22 protein-coding genes are annotated in these 23,016 nt (G+C 55.0%); 6 read left to right on the top strand and 16 right to left on the bottom strand.

The window, feature by feature from the left end; translation table 11 throughout:
* Positions 1 to 56 precede the first annotated feature (56 nt).
* Positions 57 to 371 carry a DUF485 domain-containing protein gene (locus tag JTA15_RS19230; protein WP_014168233.1) on the top strand — a complete coding sequence of 105 codons (315 nt, stop codon included), beginning with the start codon at positions 57 to 59 and terminating at the stop codon, positions 369 to 371.
* Positions 368 to 2,017 carry a cation/acetate symporter ActP gene (actP, locus tag JTA15_RS19225; protein WP_047954924.1) on the top strand — a complete coding sequence of 550 codons (1,650 nt, stop codon included), beginning with the start codon at positions 368 to 370 and terminating at the stop codon, positions 2,015 to 2,017. The genes JTA15_RS19230 and actP overlap by 4 nt, the downstream gene beginning before the upstream one ends.
* Positions 2,018 to 2,049: 32 nt before the next feature.
* On the opposite strand, the gene JTA15_RS19220 is transcribed toward actP, so the two are convergent.
* Together JTA15_RS19220 and JTA15_RS19215 are read right to left on the bottom strand one after the other, a co-directional pair.
* Positions 2,050 to 2,739, bottom strand: a complete 690-nt coding sequence (locus tag JTA15_RS19220) for an LrgB family protein (RefSeq protein ID WP_023310063.1) — start codon at positions 2,737 to 2,739, stop codon at positions 2,050 to 2,052.
* Positions 2,732 to 3,142 (bottom strand): CidA/LrgA family protein, encoded by a 411-nt coding sequence (locus JTA15_RS19215; protein ID WP_020882833.1) that lies wholly within the window; start codon positions 3,140 to 3,142, stop codon positions 2,732 to 2,734. Before JTA15_RS19215 ends, JTA15_RS19220 begins: the two co-directional genes overlap by 8 nt.
* A 102-nt stretch (positions 3,143 to 3,244) precedes the next feature.
* On the opposite strand from JTA15_RS19215, the gene JTA15_RS19210 reads away from it, so the two are divergent.
* The gene (locus JTA15_RS19210; RefSeq protein ID WP_025206385.1) at positions 3,245 to 4,126 is read left to right on the top strand and encodes a LysR family transcriptional regulator; all 882 of its coding nucleotides are present in this window, start codon (positions 3,245 to 3,247) and stop codon (positions 4,124 to 4,126) included.
* 48 nt (positions 4,127 to 4,174) lie between these two features.
* Here JTA15_RS19210 and JTA15_RS19205 read toward each other — a convergent pair whose 3' ends face one another.
* From JTA15_RS19205 to soxR, 4 genes are all read right to left on the bottom strand, one after another.
* Positions 4,175 to 5,821 carry a Na+/H+ antiporter gene (locus tag JTA15_RS19205; protein ID WP_014168228.1) on the bottom strand — a complete coding sequence of 549 codons (1,647 nt, stop codon included), beginning with the start codon at positions 5,819 to 5,821 and terminating at the stop codon, positions 4,175 to 4,177.
* Between the two features lie 152 nt (positions 5,822 to 5,973).
* Positions 5,974 to 7,323, bottom strand: a complete 1,350-nt coding sequence (gene ghxP, locus JTA15_RS19200; protein WP_041162379.1) for a guanine/hypoxanthine transporter GhxP — start codon at positions 7,321 to 7,323, stop codon at positions 5,974 to 5,976.
* Positions 7,324 to 7,619: 296 nt separating this feature from the next.
* Positions 7,620 to 8,291, bottom strand: coding sequence for a glutathione S-transferase family protein (locus tag JTA15_RS19195; RefSeq protein ID WP_063157163.1), 672 nt, complete (start codon positions 8,289 to 8,291; stop codon positions 7,620 to 7,622).
* Between the two features lie 301 nt (positions 8,292 to 8,592).
* Positions 8,593 to 9,051 (bottom strand): redox-sensitive transcriptional activator SoxR, encoded by a 459-nt coding sequence (soxR, locus tag JTA15_RS19190; protein WP_014168225.1) that lies wholly within the window; start codon positions 9,049 to 9,051, stop codon positions 8,593 to 8,595.
* 98 nt (positions 9,052 to 9,149) lie between these two features.
* On the opposite strand from soxR, the gene soxS reads away from it, so the two are divergent.
* Positions 9,150 to 9,476 (top strand): superoxide response transcriptional regulator SoxS, encoded by a 327-nt coding sequence (soxS, locus tag JTA15_RS19185; RefSeq protein WP_013095071.1) that lies wholly within the window; start codon positions 9,150 to 9,152, stop codon positions 9,474 to 9,476.
* A gap of 6 nt (positions 9,477 to 9,482) precedes the next feature.
* On the opposite strand, the gene JTA15_RS19180 is transcribed toward soxS, so the two are convergent.
* Together JTA15_RS19180 and JTA15_RS19175 are read right to left on the bottom strand one after the other, a co-directional pair.
* A complete protein-coding gene (locus JTA15_RS19180; RefSeq protein WP_219373271.1) occupies positions 9,483 to 11,048 on the bottom strand; it encodes an EAL domain-containing protein in 1,566 nt (521 codons plus the stop codon).
* 339 nt (positions 11,049 to 11,387) lie between these two features.
* Complete coding sequence (locus tag JTA15_RS19175) at positions 11,388 to 12,788, bottom strand: sensor domain-containing diguanylate cyclase (RefSeq protein ID WP_219372603.1); 1,401 nt, start codon at positions 12,786 to 12,788, stop codon at positions 11,388 to 11,390.
* A 489-nt stretch (positions 12,789 to 13,277) separates the two neighbouring features.
* Between JTA15_RS19175 and JTA15_RS19170 the strand changes: the two genes are divergently transcribed.
* Positions 13,278 to 13,559 carry a YjcB family protein gene (locus JTA15_RS19170; protein ID WP_020882839.1) on the top strand — a complete coding sequence of 94 codons (282 nt, stop codon included), beginning with the start codon at positions 13,278 to 13,280 and terminating at the stop codon, positions 13,557 to 13,559.
* A 63-nt stretch (positions 13,560 to 13,622) separates the two neighbouring features.
* Here JTA15_RS19170 and ssb1 read toward each other — a convergent pair whose 3' ends face one another.
* Positions 13,623 to 14,150: a single-stranded DNA-binding protein SSB1 gene (ssb1, locus tag JTA15_RS19165; protein WP_020882840.1), complete on the bottom strand. Its 528-nt coding sequence runs from the start codon at positions 14,148 to 14,150 to the stop codon at positions 13,623 to 13,625.
* 251 nt (positions 14,151 to 14,401) lie between these two features.
* On the opposite strand from ssb1, the gene uvrA reads away from it, so the two are divergent.
* On the top strand, positions 14,402 to 17,224 hold the full coding sequence (uvrA, locus tag JTA15_RS19160; protein WP_014168220.1) for an excinuclease ABC subunit UvrA: 2,823 nt from the start codon (positions 14,402 to 14,404) through the stop codon (positions 17,222 to 17,224).
* A 3-nt stretch (positions 17,225 to 17,227) separates the two neighbouring features.
* Here the strand turns inward: uvrA and JTA15_RS19155 are convergent, their stop codons facing one another.
* From JTA15_RS19155 to alr, 7 genes are all read right to left on the bottom strand, one after another.
* Complete coding sequence (locus JTA15_RS19155; protein ID WP_014168219.1) at positions 17,228 to 17,581, bottom strand: MmcQ/YjbR family DNA-binding protein; 354 nt, start codon at positions 17,579 to 17,581, stop codon at positions 17,228 to 17,230.
* Positions 17,582 to 17,583: 2 nt separating this feature from the next.
* Positions 17,584 to 18,000, bottom strand: coding sequence for a secondary thiamine-phosphate synthase enzyme YjbQ (locus JTA15_RS19150; RefSeq protein WP_014168218.1), 417 nt, complete (start codon positions 17,998 to 18,000; stop codon positions 17,584 to 17,586).
* A 113-nt stretch (positions 18,001 to 18,113) separates the two neighbouring features.
* Positions 18,114 to 18,827, bottom strand: coding sequence for an acid phosphatase AphA (gene aphA / locus JTA15_RS19145; protein ID WP_014168217.1), 714 nt, complete (start codon positions 18,825 to 18,827; stop codon positions 18,114 to 18,116).
* Between the two features lie 253 nt (positions 18,828 to 19,080).
* The gene (gene tyrB / locus JTA15_RS19140) at positions 19,081 to 20,274 is read right to left on the bottom strand and encodes an aromatic amino acid transaminase (RefSeq protein ID WP_086533133.1); all 1,194 of its coding nucleotides are present in this window, start codon (positions 20,272 to 20,274) and stop codon (positions 19,081 to 19,083) included.
* Between the two features lie 75 nt (positions 20,275 to 20,349).
* Positions 20,350 to 21,360 (bottom strand): AAA family ATPase, encoded by a 1,011-nt coding sequence (locus JTA15_RS19135; RefSeq protein ID WP_025206390.1) that lies wholly within the window; start codon positions 21,358 to 21,360, stop codon positions 20,350 to 20,352.
* Positions 21,357 to 21,914 carry a nicotinamide riboside transporter PnuC gene (pnuC, locus tag JTA15_RS19130; RefSeq protein ID WP_059306182.1) on the bottom strand — a complete coding sequence of 186 codons (558 nt, stop codon included), beginning with the start codon at positions 21,912 to 21,914 and terminating at the stop codon, positions 21,357 to 21,359. Before pnuC ends, JTA15_RS19135 begins: the two co-directional genes overlap by 4 nt.
* A 22-nt stretch (positions 21,915 to 21,936) precedes the next feature.
* A complete protein-coding gene (alr, locus tag JTA15_RS19125) occupies positions 21,937 to 23,016 on the bottom strand; it encodes an alanine racemase (RefSeq protein ID WP_014168212.1) in 1,080 nt (359 codons plus the stop codon).

Below are 23,016 nucleotides of genomic sequence, written 5' to 3'. Positions count from 1 at the left end.
TCCCCCCGGGAGAGGGAATAAAAAACCTCCCCTATAAATACTTCTGGAGACCTCTGATGAATAACGATATTTGTCAGCAGATAGAGAATAGTGCGCACTACAGGGAGCTCGTGGATAAACGGCAACGGTTTGCCTTCTTACTTTCCATCATCATGCTGATTATTTACGTCGGCTTTATTCTGCTGATTGCCTTTGCCCCACACTGGCTCGGTACGCCGCTGCACGCGGGCACCAGCGTCACGCGCGGAATTCCGATTGGGATTGGCGTGATAATCATTTCGTTTGTGCTGACCGGCGTGTACGTCTGGCGCGCCAATGGCGAATTCGATCGTCTTAACAGAGCAGTCCTGGCAGAGGTAAAAGCATCATGAAGAGAGTCCTGACGGCGCTTGCCGCCACACTTCCCTTTGCCGCCAACGCCGCTGATGCCATCACCGGTGAGGTACAGCGCCAGCCAACCAACTGGCAGGCGATTATCATGTTCCTGATTTTCGTGCTGCTGACGCTGTACATCACGTACTGGGCCTCGAAACGCGTGCGCTCCCGTAATGATTACTACACCGCAGGCGGCAACATTACCGGTTTTCAGAACGGACTGGCAATCGCAGGCGACTTTATGTCCGCCGCCTCCTTCCTCGGCATCTCCGCGCTGGTGTACACCTCCGGCTACGATGGTCTGATTTACTCCCTCGGCTTCCTCGTGGGCTGGCCGATTATTTTGTTCCTGATCGCAGAACGCTTGCGCAACCTGGGCCGCTATACCTTCGCAGACGTGGCCTCCTACCGGCTGAAGCAGGGGCCGATTCGTACCCTCTCCGCCTGTGGCTCGCTGGTGGTGGTCGCGCTGTATCTGATTGCGCAGATGGTCGGCGCGGGTAAATTGATCGAACTGTTGTTCGGCCTGAACTACCACATCGCGGTGGTGCTGGTGGGTGTGCTGATGGTGATGTACGTCCTGTTCGGCGGCATGCTGGCCACGACCTGGGTGCAAATCATCAAAGCGGTCCTGCTGCTGTTCGGCGCCAGCTTTATGGCCTTTATGGTCATGAAACACGTCGGGTTCAGCTTCAATAATCTGTTCACTGAAGCGATGGCGGTACACCCGAAAGGGGAAGCGATCATGAGCCCTGGGGGGCTGGTGAAAGACCCTATTTCTGCGCTTTCGCTCGGTCTGGGTCTGATGTTTGGTACGGCCGGCTTGCCACACATCCTGATGCGTTTCTTCACCGTGAGCGATGCGCGTGAAGCGCGCAAAAGCGTCTTCTACGCCACGGGCTTTATGGGTTACTTCTACATCCTGACCTTTATCATTGGTTTTGGCGCCATCATGCTGGTGGGGGCGAATCCGGCGTTTAAAGACGCGGCGGGCGGGCTGATTGGCGGTAACAACATGGCGGCAGTGCATCTGGCCGACGCGGTAGGCGGTAATCTGTTCCTTGGCTTTATCTCGGCCGTGGCCTTCGCCACCATCCTCGCGGTGGTTGCCGGGCTGACGCTGGCGGGCGCGTCTGCGGTATCGCACGACCTCTATGCCAACGTTATCCGCAAAGGAGCAAGCGAACGTGATGAGCTGAAAGTCTCGAAAATCACCGTGCTGGTGCTGGGCGTGGTCGCTATTCTGCTGGGGATTTTGTTCGAGAAGCAGAACATCGCCTTTATGGTGGGGCTGGCCTTCTCCATTGCGGCAAGCTGTAACTTCCCTATCATCCTGCTCTCCATGTACTGGTCAAAACTGACTACCCGTGGGGCGATGATTGGCGGCTGGCTGGGGCTTTTGACGGCAGTGATTCTGATGGTCCTTGGCCCGACGATTTGGGTACAGATCCTCGGTCACGAAAGCGCTATCTTCCCGTATGAATACCCGGCGCTGTTCTCCATTGCCGTGGCGTTTATTGGTATCTGGGTCTTCTCCGCGACCGATGACTCGCCGGAAGGTAACCTGGAGCGTGAGAAATTCCGCGCCCAGTTTATCCGCTCACAAACGGGTCTGGGCGTCGAGCAAGGCCGCGCGCACTAACCTCGTCTCCCCGGCCTTACCGGCCGGGGAAATCAGAACATCACCCACGCCACCAGCGGTGCAATCAGTACCATCACCACGCCCGAGAGCATCATCACCAGGCTTGCCACCACCCCTTCCTGCTGCCCGAGTTCATACGAACGTGCCGTTCCCGCACCGTGCGATGCCGCGCCAAATCCCGCCCCTTTCGCCATTCCTTCACGGATCGACAGCCGCAAAAAAAGCATGTCGCCAACCGCCATCCCGAAGACGCCCGTCACGACCACAAATAACGCGACCAGATCCGGCTGTCCGCCGAGCGGCTTGGCCGCGGCCAGCGCAAACGGGGTGGTGACCGAACGGACGGCCAGGCTGCGCTGAATTTCATCGGGCAGCGTAAACAGCCGTGCCAGCCAGACGGAACTGCAGACCGCCACCACCGTGGCCGTGATCACGCCAGCGCTGAGCGACATCCAGTGGCGTTTGATGATCGCCAGGTTGTCATACACCGGTACCGCAAAGGCAATGGTCGCAGGCCCCAGTAGCCACAGCAGCCAGTGGGATTCCCCAATGTAGTTCTGCCAGGAGATATGCCCGAAGACCAGCATCAGGACCAGCAGGATCGGCGTGAAGACCAGCGGCATCAGCGGCAGCGCGTGAAAACGGCGATACAGCCGTTTATTGGCAAAGTAGATCGCCAGGGTGGCAATCAGGCACAACACGCTTATCTGGAAGTTAGTCATGCTTTTGCCTGCTGATTTCAAACCGATACACTTTATCAACCACCCAGGCGGTGGCCCCCAGCACCATCAGCGTGCTCAGCGCAATGACCGCGAAGATGCGCCAGCCATCTACCCTCAGCAGTTGCGCATAGTTCACCACCGCGACCACGGCAGGCACAAAGAACAGCAGCATCTCCGCCAGCAGCCAGCGCGCGCCGGCACGTACCCAGTTGAGGGGGATAACGCGGCAGAGGATAAGCGTCAGCATCAGCACCATTCCGACCAGGTTGGCAGGCAACGGCAGATGCAACCAGTTGACAAGATATTCCGCGAAAACAAACAGTCCCGCATAAAGCAGTACCTGAACCGGTACCTGAAGTCGTTGCACAACGGCAGGCGTAACACGGCTTAACGCCATGGCCATGGGGGTTTTCCTCAAAAATGAGACGAGGCGCCAGTATAGTGAGCGCACGTAATGGACTGAAATGAATTAAAATCATCAAAGGTATAGTTCCGAGGAATAATCATGGACATAAGAACGCTGCGCTATTTTGTCGAAGTGGTTCGTCAGCAAAGTTTTACCCGCGCAGCGGAGAAGTTGTTTGTCACCCAACCCACCATCAGCAAGATGCTGAAAAACCTCGAAGATGAACTGAACTGCACCCTGCTTATCCGCGATGGACGCAAGCTGCTGCTGACCGATACCGGGCGGGTCGTCTTTGAACGCGGGCTGGCGATCCTGGCGGAGTTCCGCCAGCTGGAAGCGGAGCTTGGCGATATCAATCACCTGACAAAAGGGCTGCTGCGCCTCGGCATCCCGCCAATGGTTGGGATGATGATGGCCGGCCCCATCAGCCTGTTTCGCCAGCGTTATCCCGGCGTTGAGCTGAAAATTTCCGAGTTTGGCGGCTTAACGGTTCAACAGGCGGTCACCAACGGCGAGCTGGATGTCGCCATGACCGCCCTCCCCGTGGAAGAAGAGAGCGGTCTGGCGACGCTGCCGCTCTTTAGCCATCCGCTGTGCGTGCTGGTCCCCCGCTCTGGTGACTGGCTGAAGGTCGACACGGTGAAGCCCGAACGGCTCGGCGAACACCCGCTGCTGATTTACAACGAAGATTTCGCCCTCAGCCGCCAGCTGATGGCGCTGTTTAATCAACACAACGTGAAGCCGCGCATTGCGGTGCGCAGCGGGCAGTGGGATTTCCTGGCCGCGATGGTGCAGGCAGGCGTCGGCATTGCGATATTGCCGCAGCCGATTTGCGAACGGCTCGATAAAAACACCCTGCGCTGGATCCCGCTGGAAAGCGATTTGCACTGGCAGTTAGGGATGATTTGGCGCGAAGGGGTTTATTTATCGCACAGCGCGCAGGCGTGGCTGAAATGCTGTGAAGGATTTTGGGTTCCCTGACCCTCTCCGGGCGGAGAGGGTCAGGGTGAGGGCATCAGCCCGCACGGGCTACTGATTCTCTATCAGCAAGGCTTCCAGCAAATCCAGATCGTGCAGCAGTTTTTGCAGCGTCTCATTGCTGATTTGCCGCGTGGCGCGCAGGTGGTACAGCTCGGCACGCTCTGAGCGCAGTGCCGCCAGACGGAACCGGCGCTCCAGGTTCTCCTCCTGCAGCGAACTTTCCACATCGTTGCGGCCATCGGCACGACGACGCAGGTTACCAATCACGCGTGAGCTCACTTCGGTCAGCAGCTGGTTGTCGATGTTCTCTTCCGTGTCCGCCGCAAGACGTTCTTCCATCTTCTGAATGGCCACAATCGCCACTTCGGCGGTCGCCGCGCGGGCAATACGCTCCTCTTTATGCTGCTGAGTCGAGTCACCCGTCTCAATATGCTGCAGCAGAAGAGGCAGCATTATCACGCCGACAAACAGTGAGAACAGAATCACCCCTGCCGCCAGGAACACCAGTTCATAGCGCGCCGGGAAGACATCGCCCGTGGGCAGCAGCAGCGGAATGGACAGCACACCGGCAAGCGTAATCGCCCCGCGAACGCCAGCAAAAGAAGCAATCAGCAGCTCCCGCGTGGTCCACGAGCCGAACTCCATCGGTTTTTTCGTCAGGAAGCGCATGCTGAATTTTTTCATCGTCCACAGCCAGCCGAAACGCACCAGCATCAGCGCCATGTAGATCAGCACGATATCGGTGAACAACATCCACGTTTCGACGTTCGGGTCGGCCTCGGCCGCCACCAGCGAGGATTCCATGATGCCCGGCAACTGCAGGCCCAGGAGCAGGAACACCATACCGTTAAAGACAAATTCCAGCATCGCCCAGGTGCTGTTCGCACGCAGGCGCATGGCCAGCGGCGCGCGGCGCATTACGCCGGAGCGGGTGATGGTCATCCCTGCCGCCACCGCCGCCAGAATGCCCGACACGCCGATATGCTCGGCAATCAGGTAAGAGGCAAACGGCAGAAGGAACAGCAGCACAATCTGTGTCGCCGGTTCATCGCCGCCCCAGCGGCTGAGGAAGCGCAGCGAACGACCATACAGCCAGCTCACCACAAACCCGGCCAGGATACCGCCAATCGCCACCTTGAAGAATTCCAGGGTCGCGCCGCCTACGGTAAAGATCATCGTGCCCATCGCGACGGCCACGGCAAATTTCAGGGCAACCAGGCCAGAGGCGTCATTCATCAGCGCCTCACCCTGTAAAATCCCCATGATTTTCTTCGGAATACGGCCTTCACCGACAATGCCGGACAACGCCACGGCATCGGTTGGTGACAGCACCGCGGCCAGCGCAAAGGCCGGAATTAACGGAATGCCCGGTACCGCCCAGTAGATCAGGAAACCAATCCCGACCACCGTGACCACCACGAGCGCCAGCGCCAGACCTAATATCTCTCGCCCGTGTTCAAGGAATTCACGCGTGGGCGTTTTCCAGCCATCGGCAAACAGCAGCGGCGGAATAAACAGCACGAGGAACAGTTCGGGGTCGAACTCCACGTGCAGGCCAAACGTCGGCCACGCCAGCAGCGCGCCGATGGCAATTTGCATTAATGGCAGGGGGACCTGAAAGGGCAGTACGCGTGTGACTACCCCGGATAGCGAGACCACAAGAGTCATGATGAGTATTGTGAAGAAGATTTCCATGCGTTCCCTGTTTGCTGTGTTTCTTAAAAGCCAAACCTAAGGCGTCGTGCCTGTTATTCTATCTTCCCCAGAGTAACGCAAAAGACAACGGGATGAGTCCTGAAAATAAAAACGGGCGGCCTGAGCCACCCGTTTTCGCATCAATGGACAACTTAGATTGCCCAGCCGCCCGCGTAGAACGCCACCAGCGCGACGGCAATCACAACGGTGCCGATGTTCAGCTTGCGCCACTCGCCGGAGACCAGACGCCCAATCACCAGCGACGCGAAACCGATCATGATGCCGGTAACGATATTACAGGTCAGCACGATAAAGACCGCCGTGATGAGGCCTGACATCGCATCCACAAAATCAGCAAAATCGATTTTCGCCACGTTGCTCAGCATCAGCAGACCAACGTACATCAGCGCAGGTGCGGTCGCGTAGGCCGGCACCAGGTAGGAGAGTGGAGAGAGGAACAGGATCAGCAGGAACAGCACGCCAACGGTAATGGCCGTCAGGCCGGTTTTACCGCCTGCCGCCGTACCCGCAGCGGACTCGATATACACCGCAGCCGGAGCCGCGCCCACCAGACCCGAGAAGACGCTGCTCAGGGAGTCGGTGGTCAGCGCTTTGCCGCCATCGATAATCTGACCGTCTTTATCCAGCAGGTTCGCCTGCCCCGCGACGGCACGGATGGTACCCGTTGCATCAAACACCGCGGTCATCACCAGCGCCAGCACGCTTGGCAGGATCACCGGGTTCAACGCCCCCATGATATCCAGACTGCCAATCAGAGAGTTGCCTTTGTCATCGCTCAGCGACGGCATGGCGAAAATCCCGGAGAAGTGAACGTTAGGATCGAAAATCAGGCCAACAATGGACACCCCGATAATGGTCAGCAAAATGCCGCCCGGGACTTTCAGTTTTTCCAGACCAATAATCACCGCCAGACCGATCAGGGACATAATGACCGGGAAGCTCGCGAAGTGCCCCAACGCCACCGGCAGACCGTCCAGCGGGTTCTTGATCACCAGGCCGACGCCGTTTGCGGCAATCAGCAGCAGGAACAGCCCGATACCAATGCCGGTGCCATGCGCCACGCCGTGAGGCAGGTTGCGCAAAATCCAGCTACGGATGCCGGTGGCGGAGATAACGGTAAACAGTACACCCATCAGGAACACGGCACCGAGCGCAACCGGTACGCTGATGTGCTGACCCAGAACCAGGCTGAAAGCGGTAAAGGCGGTCAACGAGATTGCACAACCGATCGCCAGCGGCAGGTTCGCCCACAGGCCCATCACGATGGAGCCAACGCCCGCCACGAGACAGGTAGCAACAAAGACAGCAGCCGGCGGGAAGCCCGCTTTACCCAGCATACCCGGAACGACAATGACGGAGTAAACCATCGCCAGAAACGTGGTCAGACCGGCAACGATTTCCTGACGCACGGTGCTGCCGCGAGCCGAAATTTTAAAGATGGCGTCAAGCGAACCGCCAGTACGCGCAGATGGCGTAGACATAGAAAACATCCCCTGAGAGTTTTTATAGAAAGTCCGTAAGCGTGGTGGAGACGCCACTGCCAGCTAAACGTCAAATCCGTGTTTTGCATTTGCGACGAAAGGGGCGTCACAGAAAAAGCAAACGTTTAGCTCCGCGCTTACAAACGGGTGGTCAAATTAAGGCAAACGATTATCTAGCCTAATCCCCGCCCTTTTCAACTGAACTTTATCGTTTTTCGCTAAAATTCCCTTATGACGCTGAAGAAATAAACAGAGGATGCGCAAACGTTATCGTCTGTGCGCAATTTGTTTACATTTCACTCCCCACCCGGAATCGATAACGGGCCACCTTGCTCCAGCGTTTTTTGCCAGCCAGGGCTGCTCTCCACCTTTTTCTTCCAGGCCTGGGTATGCGGGAGGTTATCGATGCCACCGCGCGCCAGCAGGGCAAAAATCGGGAAGCTCATCTGAATATCCGCCATGCTGAGCGCGTCGCCAGCAAACCAGCTGTTTTCGGCAAGATGCGACTCAATAAAGCGTGCATGGGTTTCAAGCTGGCGGTTGAGATACGCTTTTTGCACTCCCTGCCCCAGCGCTTTACCCAACGTGCGGATACCAAATGGCACGGGCGGCTTACCGAGGCTACTGAAAACCAGCTTCATCAACAGCAGCGGCATTAGCGAACCTTCGGCATAGTGCAACCAGAAGCGGTATTGCACCTTATGCGCAGGATCCAGAGGTTTAAGCCGCGACTCAGGATCGTAGGTTTCCTGAAGATATTCGAGGATGGCCCCCGACTCGGCGAGGATCAGGCCGTTATCTTCAATAACCGGCGATTTGCCCAACGGGTGCACTTTTTTGAGCGACTCAGGCGCCAGCATGCTCTTTTCGCGCTGGTAATGAACAATCTCATAGGGCAGGGAAAGTTCTTCCAGCGCCCAGATCACACGGTGTGAGCGGGACTGGTTCAGGTGGTGTACCGTGAGCATTGTGTTCTCCTTTTATTCATACTTTTTAACTATAGAAAATCGAACAACACCGCGAAAAAAATTCGCCTAAAAACGGCCTGACCGACTGGCGAAAAGACGGGTCTTGCATAGAATTAAAGTGTCAGCACAATCCGGAACCTCCCCAACACGCTCGACATGAGGGGTGCTGATGTCGGGGGAAACCCTCCCGTGAACCAGCGGGATAGAGTGAAAGACAAAGACCGGGAAAAACTAAAGCGCCCTTTTGTGGCGCTTTAGTTCTTTATGAGGTGCGGTATGAGGTGCGGTTTTCTGCCGGATCTCAGTCTTCCTCCAGCAACCGCGCCCCTGTCCCCTGCTCACCCAGCCTGTCGCCCGGGTTACGCAACGGACAATCACTGCGCGACAAACAGCCGCAGCCAATACATCCGTCCAGTTCATCACGCAGCGCTACCAGCGTGTGAATGCGTCGATCCAGCTCTTCACGCCACTGAGAGGAAAGCTCTTTCCACTCTTTCGGGCTGAGAGAGTGCCCTTCCGGCAGCACGCCGAACGCATCGCCGATGGTGGCCAGGGGGATTCCGATTCGTTGGGCAATTTTGATAATCGCGACATAACGGAGCACGTCACGCGTGTAGCGTCGCTGGTTTCCGGCGTTTCGGATGCTTTTAATTAACCCTTTGCTTTCATAGAAGTGGAGCGCCGACACCGCAACACCGCTTCGCTTCGCCACTTCGCCGGGGGTTAACAACGCTTTAATTCGCGGCAATCTCTTTTCCATAAAACCTCTTTACCTCAAGTTAACTTGAGGAATTATACTCGCCCGCAGAGAAAACGACGAATCAACCAGGGCAGTTGTATCTACAGAGGGGCAACCTTATGTCGCATCAGCAAATTATTCAGACACTTATTGAATGGATTGATGAACATATCGACCAACCGTTGAACATTGATGTGGTCGCTAAAAAATCCGGCTATTCGAAATGGTATTTACAGAGAATGTTCCGTACCGTTATGCACCAAACGCTGGGTGAGTACATTCGTCAGCGCAGACTGCTGCTGGCGGCGCAGGCCTTACGCTCAACGCAGCGGCCCATTTTTGATATCGCGATGGATCTGGGATATGTGTCGCAACAAACCTTTTCCCGCGTGTTTCGCCGCGAGTTTGACCGCACACCGAGCGACTATCGCCACCAGTTGAATTAATGGCTCTCAATGCAAAGGTTGCTGCTGCCAGGTCATAAACTCCTGGGGCGGCATCGCTTTCGCGAAGTGCCATCCCTGACAGAACTGAACGCCACGTTTCAACAACCAGCTCACCTGTTCTGCCGTTTCCACCCCTTCCGCAATGGTTTTAAGCCGCAGGCTTTGTGCCATCTCAATAATATGCTCGGCGATAAGGTGGCTGGTGCTGTTGGTTGTTAGGGTGTCGATAAAGGATTTGTCGATTTTCAGAATATCGACATTCAGCGAATAAAGGTTGTGCAGGTTAGAGTAACCCGTTCCAAAATCATCAATCGCCACTTCGTAACCCGCCTGACGGAACGCCTGAATAACCGGAGTGGTTTTAGGGACATCAATAAAACCGCGCTCCGTGACTTCAATTTTAATTTGCTGCGCACGCACGGCGTAGTGTCGGGCCTTGTCCGAAATCATGGCGATCAGCCGTGAAGAGTGGAAATCCGTGGCCGACAGGTTAATCGAAATATAGAGATGCGGATGTGTTGCCAGGAATGTGCCCAGATCGCTGAATACCTCTTCGACAACATAATCCGTAATTCGCTCGCTCATGCCCTCTTTTTCCGCCAGCGGAATAAATTCAGCCGGGCTCATGACCGGTCCGTTAAAGCCAGGCCAGCGTAATAACGCCTCGGCTCCCACGCACTGGTTGTTCTTGATATCAATAATCGGCTGATAGTGAACACAAAGCTGGCGTTTATTGAGCGCTCGCTGCAGTAACCGCCCGGGAGAATTAAGTTCACGATGGGTGCGAGACCACACCAGCAAAATAATTATGCTGCAGATCATCCCCAGCGGTAGCGTCAACGTCGCCTGGTGATAAAGCATTTCATAAAAACGTTTATTCGACGTCGACACGATAGCGGCAATAGGCCGTTTTGGGGATTTGACGACCGTATAAAAACGGTTATCTTTTTGAAATACTGATTCCTTATCCCGAATCATCGAACTTAATAAAGTAACATTCGCGCGCTGACTGACGGAAAAGAATGCATTCGTTACCGTGTCGTATACCCCCCACGAAAGGGAATGATCTGTCGACATTACTTCGCTGTAGGAAAGCGGATTGACCACCACAACATAATTTCCGCGCTGCATATATGTCATTTTATAGCCAGTAAAAAATGGCGTATCGCGATAATAATAGATAGCAACGTCAGGTTTACGGGTGTAATTAGCCGTGGATATCAGATAAGGTTTGGCGGGTGTAAAAACGGTCGAACAAAGAAAATTCTGACCTTCTGCATAAATTAAATCCGCAACAAACAGACGACCCCGAACAACGTTCAACATATATTGGCGATGTTCTGGTGTACAACGCTCACCCTGATATTTTTCAGCCTCGTCGCGGGCCAGATCAACCTGTTGAATTACCAGCTCTGTTTTGTCTAACGCCAGTTCAGCAAAGGTGCGTAGTTGGGCGCTTGTTTCCGACACGGCTCTTATCTGGGCAAACCATAGCGCAAGCATCACCGGCAGCATAACTACCATGATGATCCCTACCACCCTGAGCATCTTGCGCCGCGCGCTACGATTCATTTCCCGCCCTATATCCCTGCATGTTGTACGCCTGTAGTAATGAAGGCCGGATGCTTTGTTTAACAGGTGATTACGTTGCATGAATCATGCGAAGTTAGCAACTGACTTTTAGTATTAAAAATCTTAATTTTCGTTATGACGATAATATTTTCCCGTAAGCTAAACTGTAAGTATTCGTTCCGTTTCAATTAAGGAAAATAATTATCCAGCGGGTACGGGAGGTTTGAAGATAACACAACAGAGGATCGTTGATTAAGCCAAACTTCTGGCAGTGTGAAAAAACAACAACGGCAACATGACATTTTATGCTATTTACTCGCGCGTATTTTGTTTTTTGATTTATAAATAATCAGCAGCCACCACCGTTTTCCCCCGACCCGTACGCTTGGCGTCATATAATGCTTTATCGGCACGCATCAGTAATCCTGAAGTATCGCGTTGGCCCTGGCAGACCTCCACCGCCCCGGCGCTGAATGACAGTACCAGCTTTTTATCTCCCACCACGAGCGGGTTGGTTTTGAGGGCAGTACGTAGCCTCGCCGAAAAAAGTGCGCCTGCGTTGCCGTCGGTTCGCGCCAGCAGGAGTAAAAACTCCTCGCCGCCCACACGGCCAAGCGCAGCGTTCTCGGGGCTTAACTCACGGATAGCCTGGCAAAAGTGGATAAGCGCCCGATCGCCCACCTGATGCCCCCACCGATCGTTGATCTGTTTGAAAAAATCCAGGTCAAACATGAGCACGCAAAAATGGCTGTCAGCATCCTGCCTGGCATTTGCCGCCAGCGCGGATTCCAGCTGCTGTAAAATGGTTGAACGGTTAAAACACCCGGTAAGATCGTCCGTGGTCGCTTTCACTTCCAGCTGCTGTTCGGCTTTTTTACGTTCGGTAATATCAAGCCCGATATTCAGGACTGAGCTGTCCGGCAGCAGAATGTTTGACCACAAAACCGTCAACGGCGTACCGTCTTTACGCAATGGATGCCACTCGTACATATCCTTTAGCGGCGAGACATTTACCGACTCCCTGACCCGTCGCCGCTCTTCCGGGTCGGGGTAAAACAGTGAGAGCGGATCGGCATGGGCGCTGATCTCCGCCATTGTCCAGCCAAACACTTTTTCACACTCAGCATTCCACAGCACGCAGCGGTTAAATTTATCGAATGAGTTCATTAAAACAGGCGCTCGTTCAAACAGGGTTTTATATTGGGTCACCACACGCTGCATTTCCTGCGCTGTTTTTTCACGAACGATAATTTCTGAAAAATAGTCTTTTAATTTTTCGACCAGTACCGCAACAATACTTTTCAGGATGGCCAGAGAATATAACGGCTCAGCAAACGCCAGAAAAAAATAGCCGCTGCCTTGTCCGTTATGGGTTGAAAGCTTGCATAACACCCCGCTTTGCAATTGCGAATAGCCAGGATGATGAGCGGAGAATAATGCGCGGCCGATATTCTCTTTCCAGTAGACGACCCGCCACGCGCGGTGATGCTTCTCCAGCAGGGTACCGGCAAGAAAATCGGCCACCTCAAATGAGTGACAGGTCACTTCACCGGCACAGACCACGCGCTGCAGCCCGTCAGTATCAACGCTAATCCAGGCCAGGCTTGCCCCGAAGGCCCGGTTGATCGTCTCAAGCATCTCGCCCAGCGAACAATGGGCGTGAAGCTGGGGCATCAGATCTGCCAGCGCATGCAACGCCCGCAGGCTGTCATTAACAATCTCACGTCGTTTTTCTTTCATTTTTTTCGCAGATTATTAAGCGTTAAACCGGACGCAACTTTCTTCAGATTCAAAAATCGGCGAGCCAGAGCAGGATGCTGAATATCAGCACAGCTGGAGTGCGAGACGTTGTGTGTAATTAAAAACGTACAAAGAGAAAAAAACCAATAAAATTCAAAAACCTGAATTATAGAATGCGAGTAAATTTATTTATCCACTCAAGCATAATCCAAAGGGTTGTTGCTGTAAACGTTCTACAGCACACCTCAATTTGCAGAGGTTTTGTTATCTCAATGAATTTATTACCTGGAAGCGATAAAAGGGGGTCATTAGCGTGCAAAGATATATTTTCCCCTCAATCCTCGTGCGACGCCTGGCTGTGATAATTCCTGCTTTTTTCACCCGTCTGAGGCTGGCGAATAAATCAGCAAATGTGATATAGTTCACACATATTGTGTAACGAGAAACACTGTTTCATTCAGTTCGTCTGCTTTGTTGAGGATGGGTTTTATGGCAACCATTACTACCAGCATGGTTCTCCTGCGCTGGCCTTTGTTAAGTGCGGTGCTGATGTTCCTGGCCAGCACGCTAAACATTCAGTTTCGTAAATCTGACTATGCTGGCCTTGCTGTCATCAGCACCCTGTTGGGGTTGGGCGCAGCATGCTGGTTCGCAACGGGCCTGCTTGGCATCACCCTGCTGGATCTCGCTGCCGTCTGGGAAAATATTAAAGTGGTCATGGTGGAAGCCATGAGCCATACCCCGCCAGACTGGCCGATGGTGATTACCTGATCCCTGAGATGAATAAAAAAACCCAGACCGAGGTCTGGGTTTTTTGTTTTAAACCGTCGGATATCAGAACGGAATATCGTCGTCGAAGTCCATTGGGGGTTCGTTAGACGGTGCTGGCGCGGACTGCTGCTGTGGGCGAGACTGCGCGCCACCGCTGAACTGGTTGCCGCCCTGTGGCTGCTGAGGCTGACCCCAACCGCCCTGCTGCTGCTGACCGCCACCTGCTGGTGCGCCACCGCCCTGACGGCCACCGAGCATCTGCATGGTGCCACCCACGTTGACCACAACTTCCGTGGTGTACTTCTCAGCGCCGGCTTGATCGGTCCATTTGCGGGTACGCAGTTGGCCTTCAATATAAACCTGAGAACCTTTACGCAGATACTCACCAGCCACTTCCGCCAGTTTGCCAAACAGCACAACGCGGTGCCATTCGGTCTGCTCTTTCATCTCACCGGTCGCTTTATCACGCCAGGATTCGGAAGTAGCCAGCGTAATGTTGGCAACTGCGCCACCACTCGGCATGTAGCGTACTTCCGGGTCCTGGCCCAGATTACCGACGAGAATCACCTTATTTACGCCTCTGCTGGCCATGTTCGTGTCTCCTGAATACGTTTCTTAATAGTGTAAACGCGCGAGTGTACCATTTCCACGCTGCAATTTGCATAGTTGCGTAGTCGGTTCCGAAATCTCTCGCGAGCTCGACATTGTTACACAGTGAATCAGAAAATGCATTCCAATACTGTATATTCAAACAGGTCATTTTGTGTCATAATTAGCCGTTTCTGACGGCCGTTTGTCCTTCAAACAAACCAGGCAATCCGTGTTCCAACCGGGAAAGGTGAATGGATAAGATCGAAGTTCGGGGCGCCCGCACCCACAATCTCAAGAATATCAACCTCATAATCCCTCGCGACAAACTCATCGTCGTGACCGGGCTTTCGGGGTCTGGCAAATCCTCACTGGCTTTCGACACTTTATATGCCGAAGGACAGCGTCGTTACGTGGAGTCACTCTCTGCATACGCACGTCAGTTCCTGTCACTGATGGAAAAACCGGATGTAGACCATATTGAAGGGTTATCACCTGCTATCTCCATTGAGCAGAAATCCACCTCGCATAACCCGCGTTCAACGGTTGGTACGATTACCGAAATTCATGACTACCTGCGTCTGCTGTATGCACGCGTGGGTGAACCGCGCTGCCCGGATCATGACGTCCCGCTGGCCGCGCAGACCGTAAGCCAGATGGTGGATAACGTGCTGTCGCAGCCGGAAGGCAAACGCCTGATGCTGCTGGCGCCCATCATTAAAGAGCGTAAGGGCGAGCACACCAAAACGCTGGAGAACCTGGCAAGCCAGGGCTATATCCGCGCCCGTATCGACGGCGAAGTGTGTGACCTGTCGGATCCGCCTAAGCTGGAGCTGCAGAAAAAGCACACCATCGAAGTGGTGATTGACCGTTTCAAAGTCCGTGACGATCTGGCGACCCGCCTGGCCGAATCCTTCGAAACCGCGCTGGAACTCTCTGGCGGTACGGCCGTGGTCTCCGATATGGACAACCCGAAAGCGGAAGAGCTGCTCTTCTCCGCCAACTTTGCCTGTCCGATTTGTGGTTACAGCATGCGCGAGCTGGAGCCGCGTCTGTTCTCGTTCAACAACCCGGCGGGCGCCTGTCCGACGTGTGACGGGCTGGGCGTACAGCAATATTTTGATCCGGACCGCGTGATCCAAAACCCGGAGCTGTCGCTGGCTGGCGGTGCGATCCGCGGATGGGATCGCCGCAACTTCTACTATTTCCAGATGCTGAAGTCGCTGGCAGAGCACTACAAATTCGACGTCGAAGCCCCGTGGGCCAGCCTGAACCCGAACGTGCACAAAGTGGTGCTGTTCGGTTCCGGCAAAGAGAACATCGAGTTCAAGTACATGAACGATCGCGGTGATACCTCCGTGCGCCGTCACCCGTTTGAAGGGGTGCTGCACAATATGGAGCGCCGCTACAAAGAGACCGAATCCAGCGCGGTTCGCGAGGAGCTGGCGAAGTTTATCAGCAACCGTTCCTGTGCGACCTGTGAAGGTACGCGTCTGCGCCGTGAAGCTCGCCATGTGTTTGTTGAAAACACGGCGCTGCCGACCATCTCAGACATGAGCATCGGTCACGCGATGGACTTCTTCAACAACCTGAAGCTCTCCGGCCAGCGCGCGAAAATCGCGGAAAAAGTGCTGAAAGAGATCGGCGATCGTCTGAAGTTCCTGGTGAACGTCGGCCTGAATTACCTGACGCTTTCCCGCTCCGCAGAGACCCTCTCCGGTGGCGAAGCTCAGCGTATCCGCCTCGCGAGCCAGATTGGCGCAGGCCTGGTCGGCGTGATGTATGTGCTGGATGAACCCTCAATCGGCCTGCACCAGCGTGACAACGAGCGTCTGCTCGGCACGCTTGTCCACCTGCGTAACCTCGGTAACACGGTGATTGTGGTTGAGCACGATGAAGACGCGATCCGCGCCGCTGACCACGTTATCGATATCGGCCCGGGCGCTGGCGTACACGGCGGCCAGGTGGTCGCGGAAGGAACGCTGAAAGATATTATGGCGGTGCCGGAGTCATTGACCGGCCAGTACATGAGCGGCAAGCGCAAGATTGAAGTGCCGAAACAGCGTGTACCGGCGAACCCGGAAAAAGTGCTGAAGCTGACCGGTGCTCGCGGCAACAACCTGAAAGATGTGACGCTGACGCTGCCGGTTGGGCTGTTTACCTGTATCACCGGCGTATCCGGTTCCGGTAAGTCGACGCTGATCAACGATACGCTGTTCCCGATTGCGCAGACGCAGTTGAACGGCGCGACGCTGGCCGAACCGGCGCCGTACCGTGACATCCAGGGGCTGGAGCATTTCGATAAAGTGATCGATATCGATCAGAGTCCAATCGGGCGGACTCCGCGTTCCAACCCTGCCACCTATACGGGCGTGTTCACACCCGTACGTGAACTGTTTGCAGGTGTGCCGGAAGCGCGTTCACGCGGGTATACGCCAGGACGTTTCAGCTTTAACGTGCGCGGCGGACGCTGTGAGGCGTGCCAGGGCGACGGGGTTATCAAGGTTGAGATGCACTTCCTGCCGGATATTTACGTGCCGTGCGACCAGTGCAAAGGCAAACGCTATAACCGCGAAACGCTGGAGATTAAGTACAAAGGCAAAACCATCCACGAAGTGCTGGATATGACCATCGAAGAGGCGCGTGAATTCTTTGACGCGGTCCCTGCGCTGGCGCGTAAGCTGCAGACGCTAATGGATGTGGGCCTGACCTATATTCGTCTGGGGCAGTCTGCCACCACGCTGTCTGGCGGTGAAGCACAGCGCGTGAAGCTGGCGCGTGAGCTCTCCAAACGCGGTACCGGCCAGACGCTGTACATTCTCGATGAGCCGACCACCGGTCTGCACTTTGCCGATATCCAGCAGCTGCTTGATGTTCTGCATCAGCTTCGCGATCAGGGCAACACAATTGTGGTCATTGAACACAACCTGGACGTGATTAAAACCGCGGACTGGATTGTCGATCTCGGCCCGGAAGGCGGCAGCGGCGGCGGTGAAATCCTCGTCTCCGGTACGCCAGAGACCGTGGCAGAGTGCGAAGCCTCGCACACCGCGCGCTTCCTCAAACCGTTGCTGTAATTGTCACACGGAGAGTTGCTGTCGGGTCGCTTCCGGCAGCAGCTCTACCGCCTGCTGATAAGACGCGTCCACCAGATAGTAAATTTGCGAACCCGGCAGTGAACCGTCGAGATAAACGGTACTCCAGTGCGCTTTGTTGAGATGCTTGCTTGGCCGGACGTCATGGTGCTGCTGGCGTAACAGCTCCGCCAGTTCCGGACTGGTTTTCAGCGACGCCGCCGGGCGACCCTCAACCTCTTTCACCATCGCAAACAGAATATCCCCCACTTTAATCTGCGTGGCTTTCCAGTCGCTGTGAACGCTTTGCTCCGCGCCAGGTTTACTCATGCAGTACTGAAGTAGCTCCGAAATTGTCATCTTTATTCCCCTTGTAGCGTTGCGATAATTTTACGCGAACCACCGTGAATACGATGTTCTCCCAGCCAGATCCCTTGCCACGTTCCCAGCAGTAACCGACCATTGTGCACCGGCAGCATCAGCGATACGCCCAGCAGAGAGGATTTGATATGCGACGGCATGTCATCTGCTCCCTCATAGTCGTGTTCATAAGGGGCGTTGTCCGGAACGGTTTTGAGAAAATGCTGCTCCATGTCAGACCGGACGGTGGGATCGCAATTTTCATTAAGCGTGAGAGAGGCTGACGTGTGCTGAAGCAGCAGATGCAGTAACCCCGTCCTGATGCGCGAGAGGTCGCGAATTTGCCCAATGACTTCATCAGTCACCAGATGAAATCCACGAGGTTTCGCGCTTAAGGTCAGGGTCTGTTGATACCACATGTGCTGCTCCGTTATGAAAGATGAATCTTTCTAAGTGTGCAGCAAGAAAGCGAAAGGTAAAACCCACAGCGGCGAGATTTGATTAAAAAAGAGGCAGCCTCGCCGCCCGGCGGTTAATACTCAGAATTAACAATCACTTCTTCGCCAAACTTTCCGGCCATGGGCAACGGTCGATACGTAGAGTTTGAGGCGCGTAACACCCTGATCCCTCTGGCTCCGACGTCATGCGCGGCGGTGATATCGTTATCTGAATCGCCATAGAAGACTTTGATGTTCTTCTGTTCCAGCCATTGGGTTTTGGTGTTTTGGCCGGGTTTGTCGCCGGCAAAAATAACCGGATTCATGCTGGAAGCCGGGATCTGAAAATCATCCTGCAGCGTTTTAGAGACGGTTTCGGTTTTGGTCTGGCTGCGTCCGGTCACAAAGTAAATGCTGTCACCGCGTTTAACGTGCATGGCGATAAGCGCGCGCGCCACCTCTTTAGGAATGCTGAACTCGTCCCAGCCGTTATTCATCTTTTCCCAGAACTCGGGGTTCTTCAGATACGCTTCGCTGTCCGGTGAGTAGGTTTTTTTGCCCCGCCAGAATCCCGGGCTGGAAAACAGGACCGTATCGTCGATATCAAAGCCTACAGCCATTGGCGGGCGCCCTAACAGGCTATTTTCGATTTGGGCTACGGATACCCAGTGAACAGGTGCCTGCTCGGCAAGCATGGCGGCTGTTGTGCCGGTGTAAAGTGGCGTCGGTGCGGAAGCGCGCGCCACGACGGCACTATTTAGCGAGAATAATAAGCAGGCGGCGCTGAGCGCCAGTGTGATCTTGCGCATGTTTTCCCCTGAATATTCAGTTTGTTATCGTTTTATTTTGAGTGAATGGTCAAAAAACTATCCGACCATAACCCCGGGGGGAGATGAAGGAAAGGAGTTTTTACTTATGAAGCTGAATAAAAAGAAGAAGATCACAAAGCGCGGATGAGGTCCGAAAGCCCGGTAGACGCAGCGCCACCGGGCAGGATATTTGTGCGTCATGATGCTCTCACTCGGCCCTCTCCCGCAGGGAGAGAGCATGGATAGTGAGTGCTTACATCACTGCCGCAAACGCCTGCGCAACACGATGAACGTTGCTGGCATTAAGCCCCGCCACGCACATACGGCCGCTGGAAATCAGGTAGACGCCGAACTCTTCACGCAGGCGATCGACCTGAGCCGCGCTGAGGCCGGTGTAGCTGAACATCCCACGCTGCTTAAGCAGATAGTCAAAATTATGCCCTGGGACGGCCTCTTTCAGCACGTCGACCAGCTCCTGACGCATCGTCAGGATGCGCTTGCGCATAGATTCCACTTCGGCGAGCCACGACGCTTTCAGCCGATCGTCACCCAGCACCGTGGCGACTACCTGCGCACCAAAGTTTGGCGGGCTGGAGTAAATGCGGCGCACGGTCGCCTTCAGCTGACCGAGCACGCGTCCGGCCGCTTCAGCGTCCTCACAGACCACTGACAGGCCGCCGACGCGCTCACCGTACAGGGAGAAGATTTTTGAGAACGAGTTGCTGACCAGCGCAGGCAGTCCGGCGCTGGCAACGGCGCGGATAGCGTAGGCATCTTCTTCCATGCCCGCGCCAAAGCCCTGATAGGCGATGTCGAGGAAGGGGATCAGGTTACGCGTCTTCAGCACGTCGATTACCGCATCCCACTGGGTATTAGTCAGGTCTGCACCGGTCGGGTTATGGCAGCACGGATGCAGCAGAACAATACTGCGCTCCGGCAGCGTATTCAGTTTTTCCAGCAGCGCGTCAACACGCACGCCGTTGGTTTCGCTGTCAAACCACGGATAGGTCTGCACCGTAAAGCCCGCGCCCTCAAAAATCGCCACGTGGTTTTCCCACGTCGGGTCACTGACCCACACGCCAGAATCCGGGAAGTATTTTTTCAGAAAGTCAGCGCCAACTTTTAATGCGCCCGAACCACCCAGCGTCTGGATGGTCGCCACCCGTTTTTGTGTCAGCACGGCGTGATCGGCACCAAACAGCAGCGGCGCAATGGTGTTGCGGTAGCTGTTTAACCCTTCCATTGGCAGATAGAGCGAGGCCCCGTGCGGGACGGCGTTAAGACGCACTTCCGCTTCTGCCACGGCTTGCAACTGAGGAATAATGCCCTCCTCGTTGTAATACAAACCAATACTGAGGTTGACTTTGTCGCTGCGAGGATCTTCTTTGAAACGCTCCATTAAGGAGAGAATGGGGTCGCCGGCATAGGCGTCAACTTTCTGAAACACGCGATGATTCTCCGGAATTCGATGAGGCAGGGATTTCAACAATAAACCGGATATGACAGAAGATCGAGAGCGATATCAGATCCGTTCCTGCAGATGTCGTCGAATCTGTTCAATGCGTTCAGCGAGCGAACCAGAAACAGGCAGATAGGGGATATTTCTGTCAGTTAACGCGCGGATGTACCATGCCTGTTGTCGCTGGCGGAATGCAGCCCCCTGACGGGTACCATCCTGAACAAAAGGAAACTCATCGCCACAGAGCACCACCAGAGAATATGCGCGCCCGGCTAATTCTTCTAGCTCGCGTGGCGCGCTGCCAAACTGGTCGAGCATATAAAACAGCGTGGTTAAGGGCGAGGTATCGCAAACCAGGAAGGGAGCCGTGCTGGCCATCGCTTCACGACGTACCTGCTCGCGGGCAATATGCAGCAGATCGTCGCATCCCAGCACGCCATTCTTCTCTTCCCAATATTCTCGGCCAAACTCGGCGACAAATGGGGCGTTGAGCGTCGTCGCCAGCGCGCGGGAAAGCGTGCTTTTTCCTGTCGATTCGCCCCCCAATAAACAAATCCGAAAGACAAAGCTACGGTAGACCTCCGGGGACATCATCGTGCGGTAGCGATGGACGTCAGAACGTATCAGGGTTCCCGAGGGCGCATCAGGCCCCTTCGGACGCTGGAGGCGGACATGCGTAACCTGCTTGCCAAAACGCTGGCTTAACACCGCCGCAAATCCGTCGCCGTAGTCTTCGGCGGTAAATACGGCCTGTGGCTGGCAGTGAAGTATTTTTTCACACAGCGTTGCCACGTAATGCCGGTGAAGATCGGCATCCGCATCATTATGCGGCAGTGGTTCAAGCGCATGGGTCGCGATGACCTCCGGCGTCAGCACAAGGTGATGACATTGCGGGAAGCGCGCGCTTAACCAGTGAAGGCGCTTGTCGGGGTCATAACCCGGAATTTCCGGACGCGAATAACTGATGATATAGACCGTCTCACACTGGGCCAGCGCAGCGTTTATCAGCGCTTCATGCCCCACGTGTAATGGCGCGAATTTGCCCACAACCAGACCGTCGCGATAAGGCTTCACTGGGCGCGAATCTCCTTACGCCACTGATATAAACCGTGCCAGGCATTAAACCAAAACACCAGATATAAACCCGCGGTCAAATGCAGATCTCTCATCGCATATAACGGTACCGCCAGCGTGTTTACAGCCAGCCAGACGTACCAGTTCTCCAGGCGTCGCCCCATTAACATAAACTGTGCAAGCACGCTAAATGTCAAAATAACGGAGTCCACCCAGGGGGCCCAGGCGTTAGTGTAGCGATGCAAGATCAGGCCATAACCCGCGGCCACCAGCAGGGCGCAGGCGAGCAGGATGAAGAAATGTCTGGGCCGGGTACGCCGAACGGGCAATACCTCCCCGCGATGACCTTTGAGCCAGTGCACCCAGCCGGTGATGCTGGTGATGATGAAAAAGAGCTGCAGGGTAACGTCTGCGTAAAGCTGAACCGAATAAAAGACCCAGCCATAAAGCCCACTGCCGATGATGCCTATCCACCACGTGTGAATACTGTTTCTGGCAGCCAGCCAGACCGAGAGGGCATAAGCCAGACAAGCGGCCATTTCGGATGGTGACATTACCCCTCCCTGGAAAGGTCTGTTAGTCGATGTACTTCATCGCAACCCTTGATGTCAGGCGCGTGATAAGTTCGTAAGCACTCACTTTTGTGATTTCAGCGATGCGTTCAACAGGCAAACCCTCACCCCACATCACCACGTCATCACCCGGTTTATCCTGTGCATCTGGTCCGAGGTCAATACAGATCATGTCCATCGCCACGCGGCCCACGATGTTCGCTTCACGGCCATTGACCAGCACCGGCGTGCCGGACGGCGCGGCACGGGGATAACCGTCGCCATAGCCCATCGCCACCACGCCAAGGCGTGTGTCGCGCTCGCTGGTCCAGGTTCCGCCGTAGCCCACGGGCTCACCCGCTTTGTGATCGCGCACAGCAATCAGGTTAGACACAAGGGACATCACCGGCTGGAAACCAAAATCCGGCCCCCAGGGTCTGTTCTCCAGCGGAGAGACGCCGTAAAGAATAATGCCTGGACGCGCCCAGTCGAAGTGCGACTGCGGCCACAGCAAAATACCGCCAGACGCGGCAATGGAGCGCATTCCTGGCTTGCCTTCGCAGAAAGTATTAAAAATATCCAGCTGCTGCTCGGTCGCGCCACACTCGGGCTCATCGGCACGGGCAAAGTGGCTCACGATATTCACCGGCTGACGGACGTTTTTGCACTGACACAGACGCTGATAAAACGCGTCCGCCTTTTCCGGGCGCACGCCCAGACGGTGCATGCCGGTATCGAGCTTCATCCAGACGGTGACAGGCTCACTCAGCTCGGCGGTTTCCAGCGCCGCGAGTTGTTCTTCGTTATGTACCGCGGTGTGCAGATGCTGGTCAGCAATGGTCGGCAGATCTGCCGCTTCAAAAAAGCCTTCCAGCAGCAAAATCGGTTGAGTGATCCCACCCGCGCGCAGGCGGATGGCTTCTTCAAGACGGGCGACGCCAAAGGCGTCGGCATCGGGGAGCGTTCGCGCGGTCTCAATAAGACCGTGTCCGTAAGCGTTCGCTTTCACGACTGCAACGAGTTTACTGGCGGGAGCCAGTTCACGCAGACGTTGCAGGTTGTGTCGCAGAGCGCGGCGGTTAATGACTACAGTTGCCGCTTGCAT

The sequence above is a fragment of the Enterobacter sp. BIDMC 29 genome, assembly GCF_019378755.1.
GTDB classification, from domain to species: domain Bacteria; phylum Pseudomonadota; class Gammaproteobacteria; order Enterobacterales; family Enterobacteriaceae; genus Enterobacter; species Enterobacter ludwigii.
Note: the sequence above shows the minus strand (reverse complement) of the source record. Positions and strands in the feature narration are given on the sequence as shown.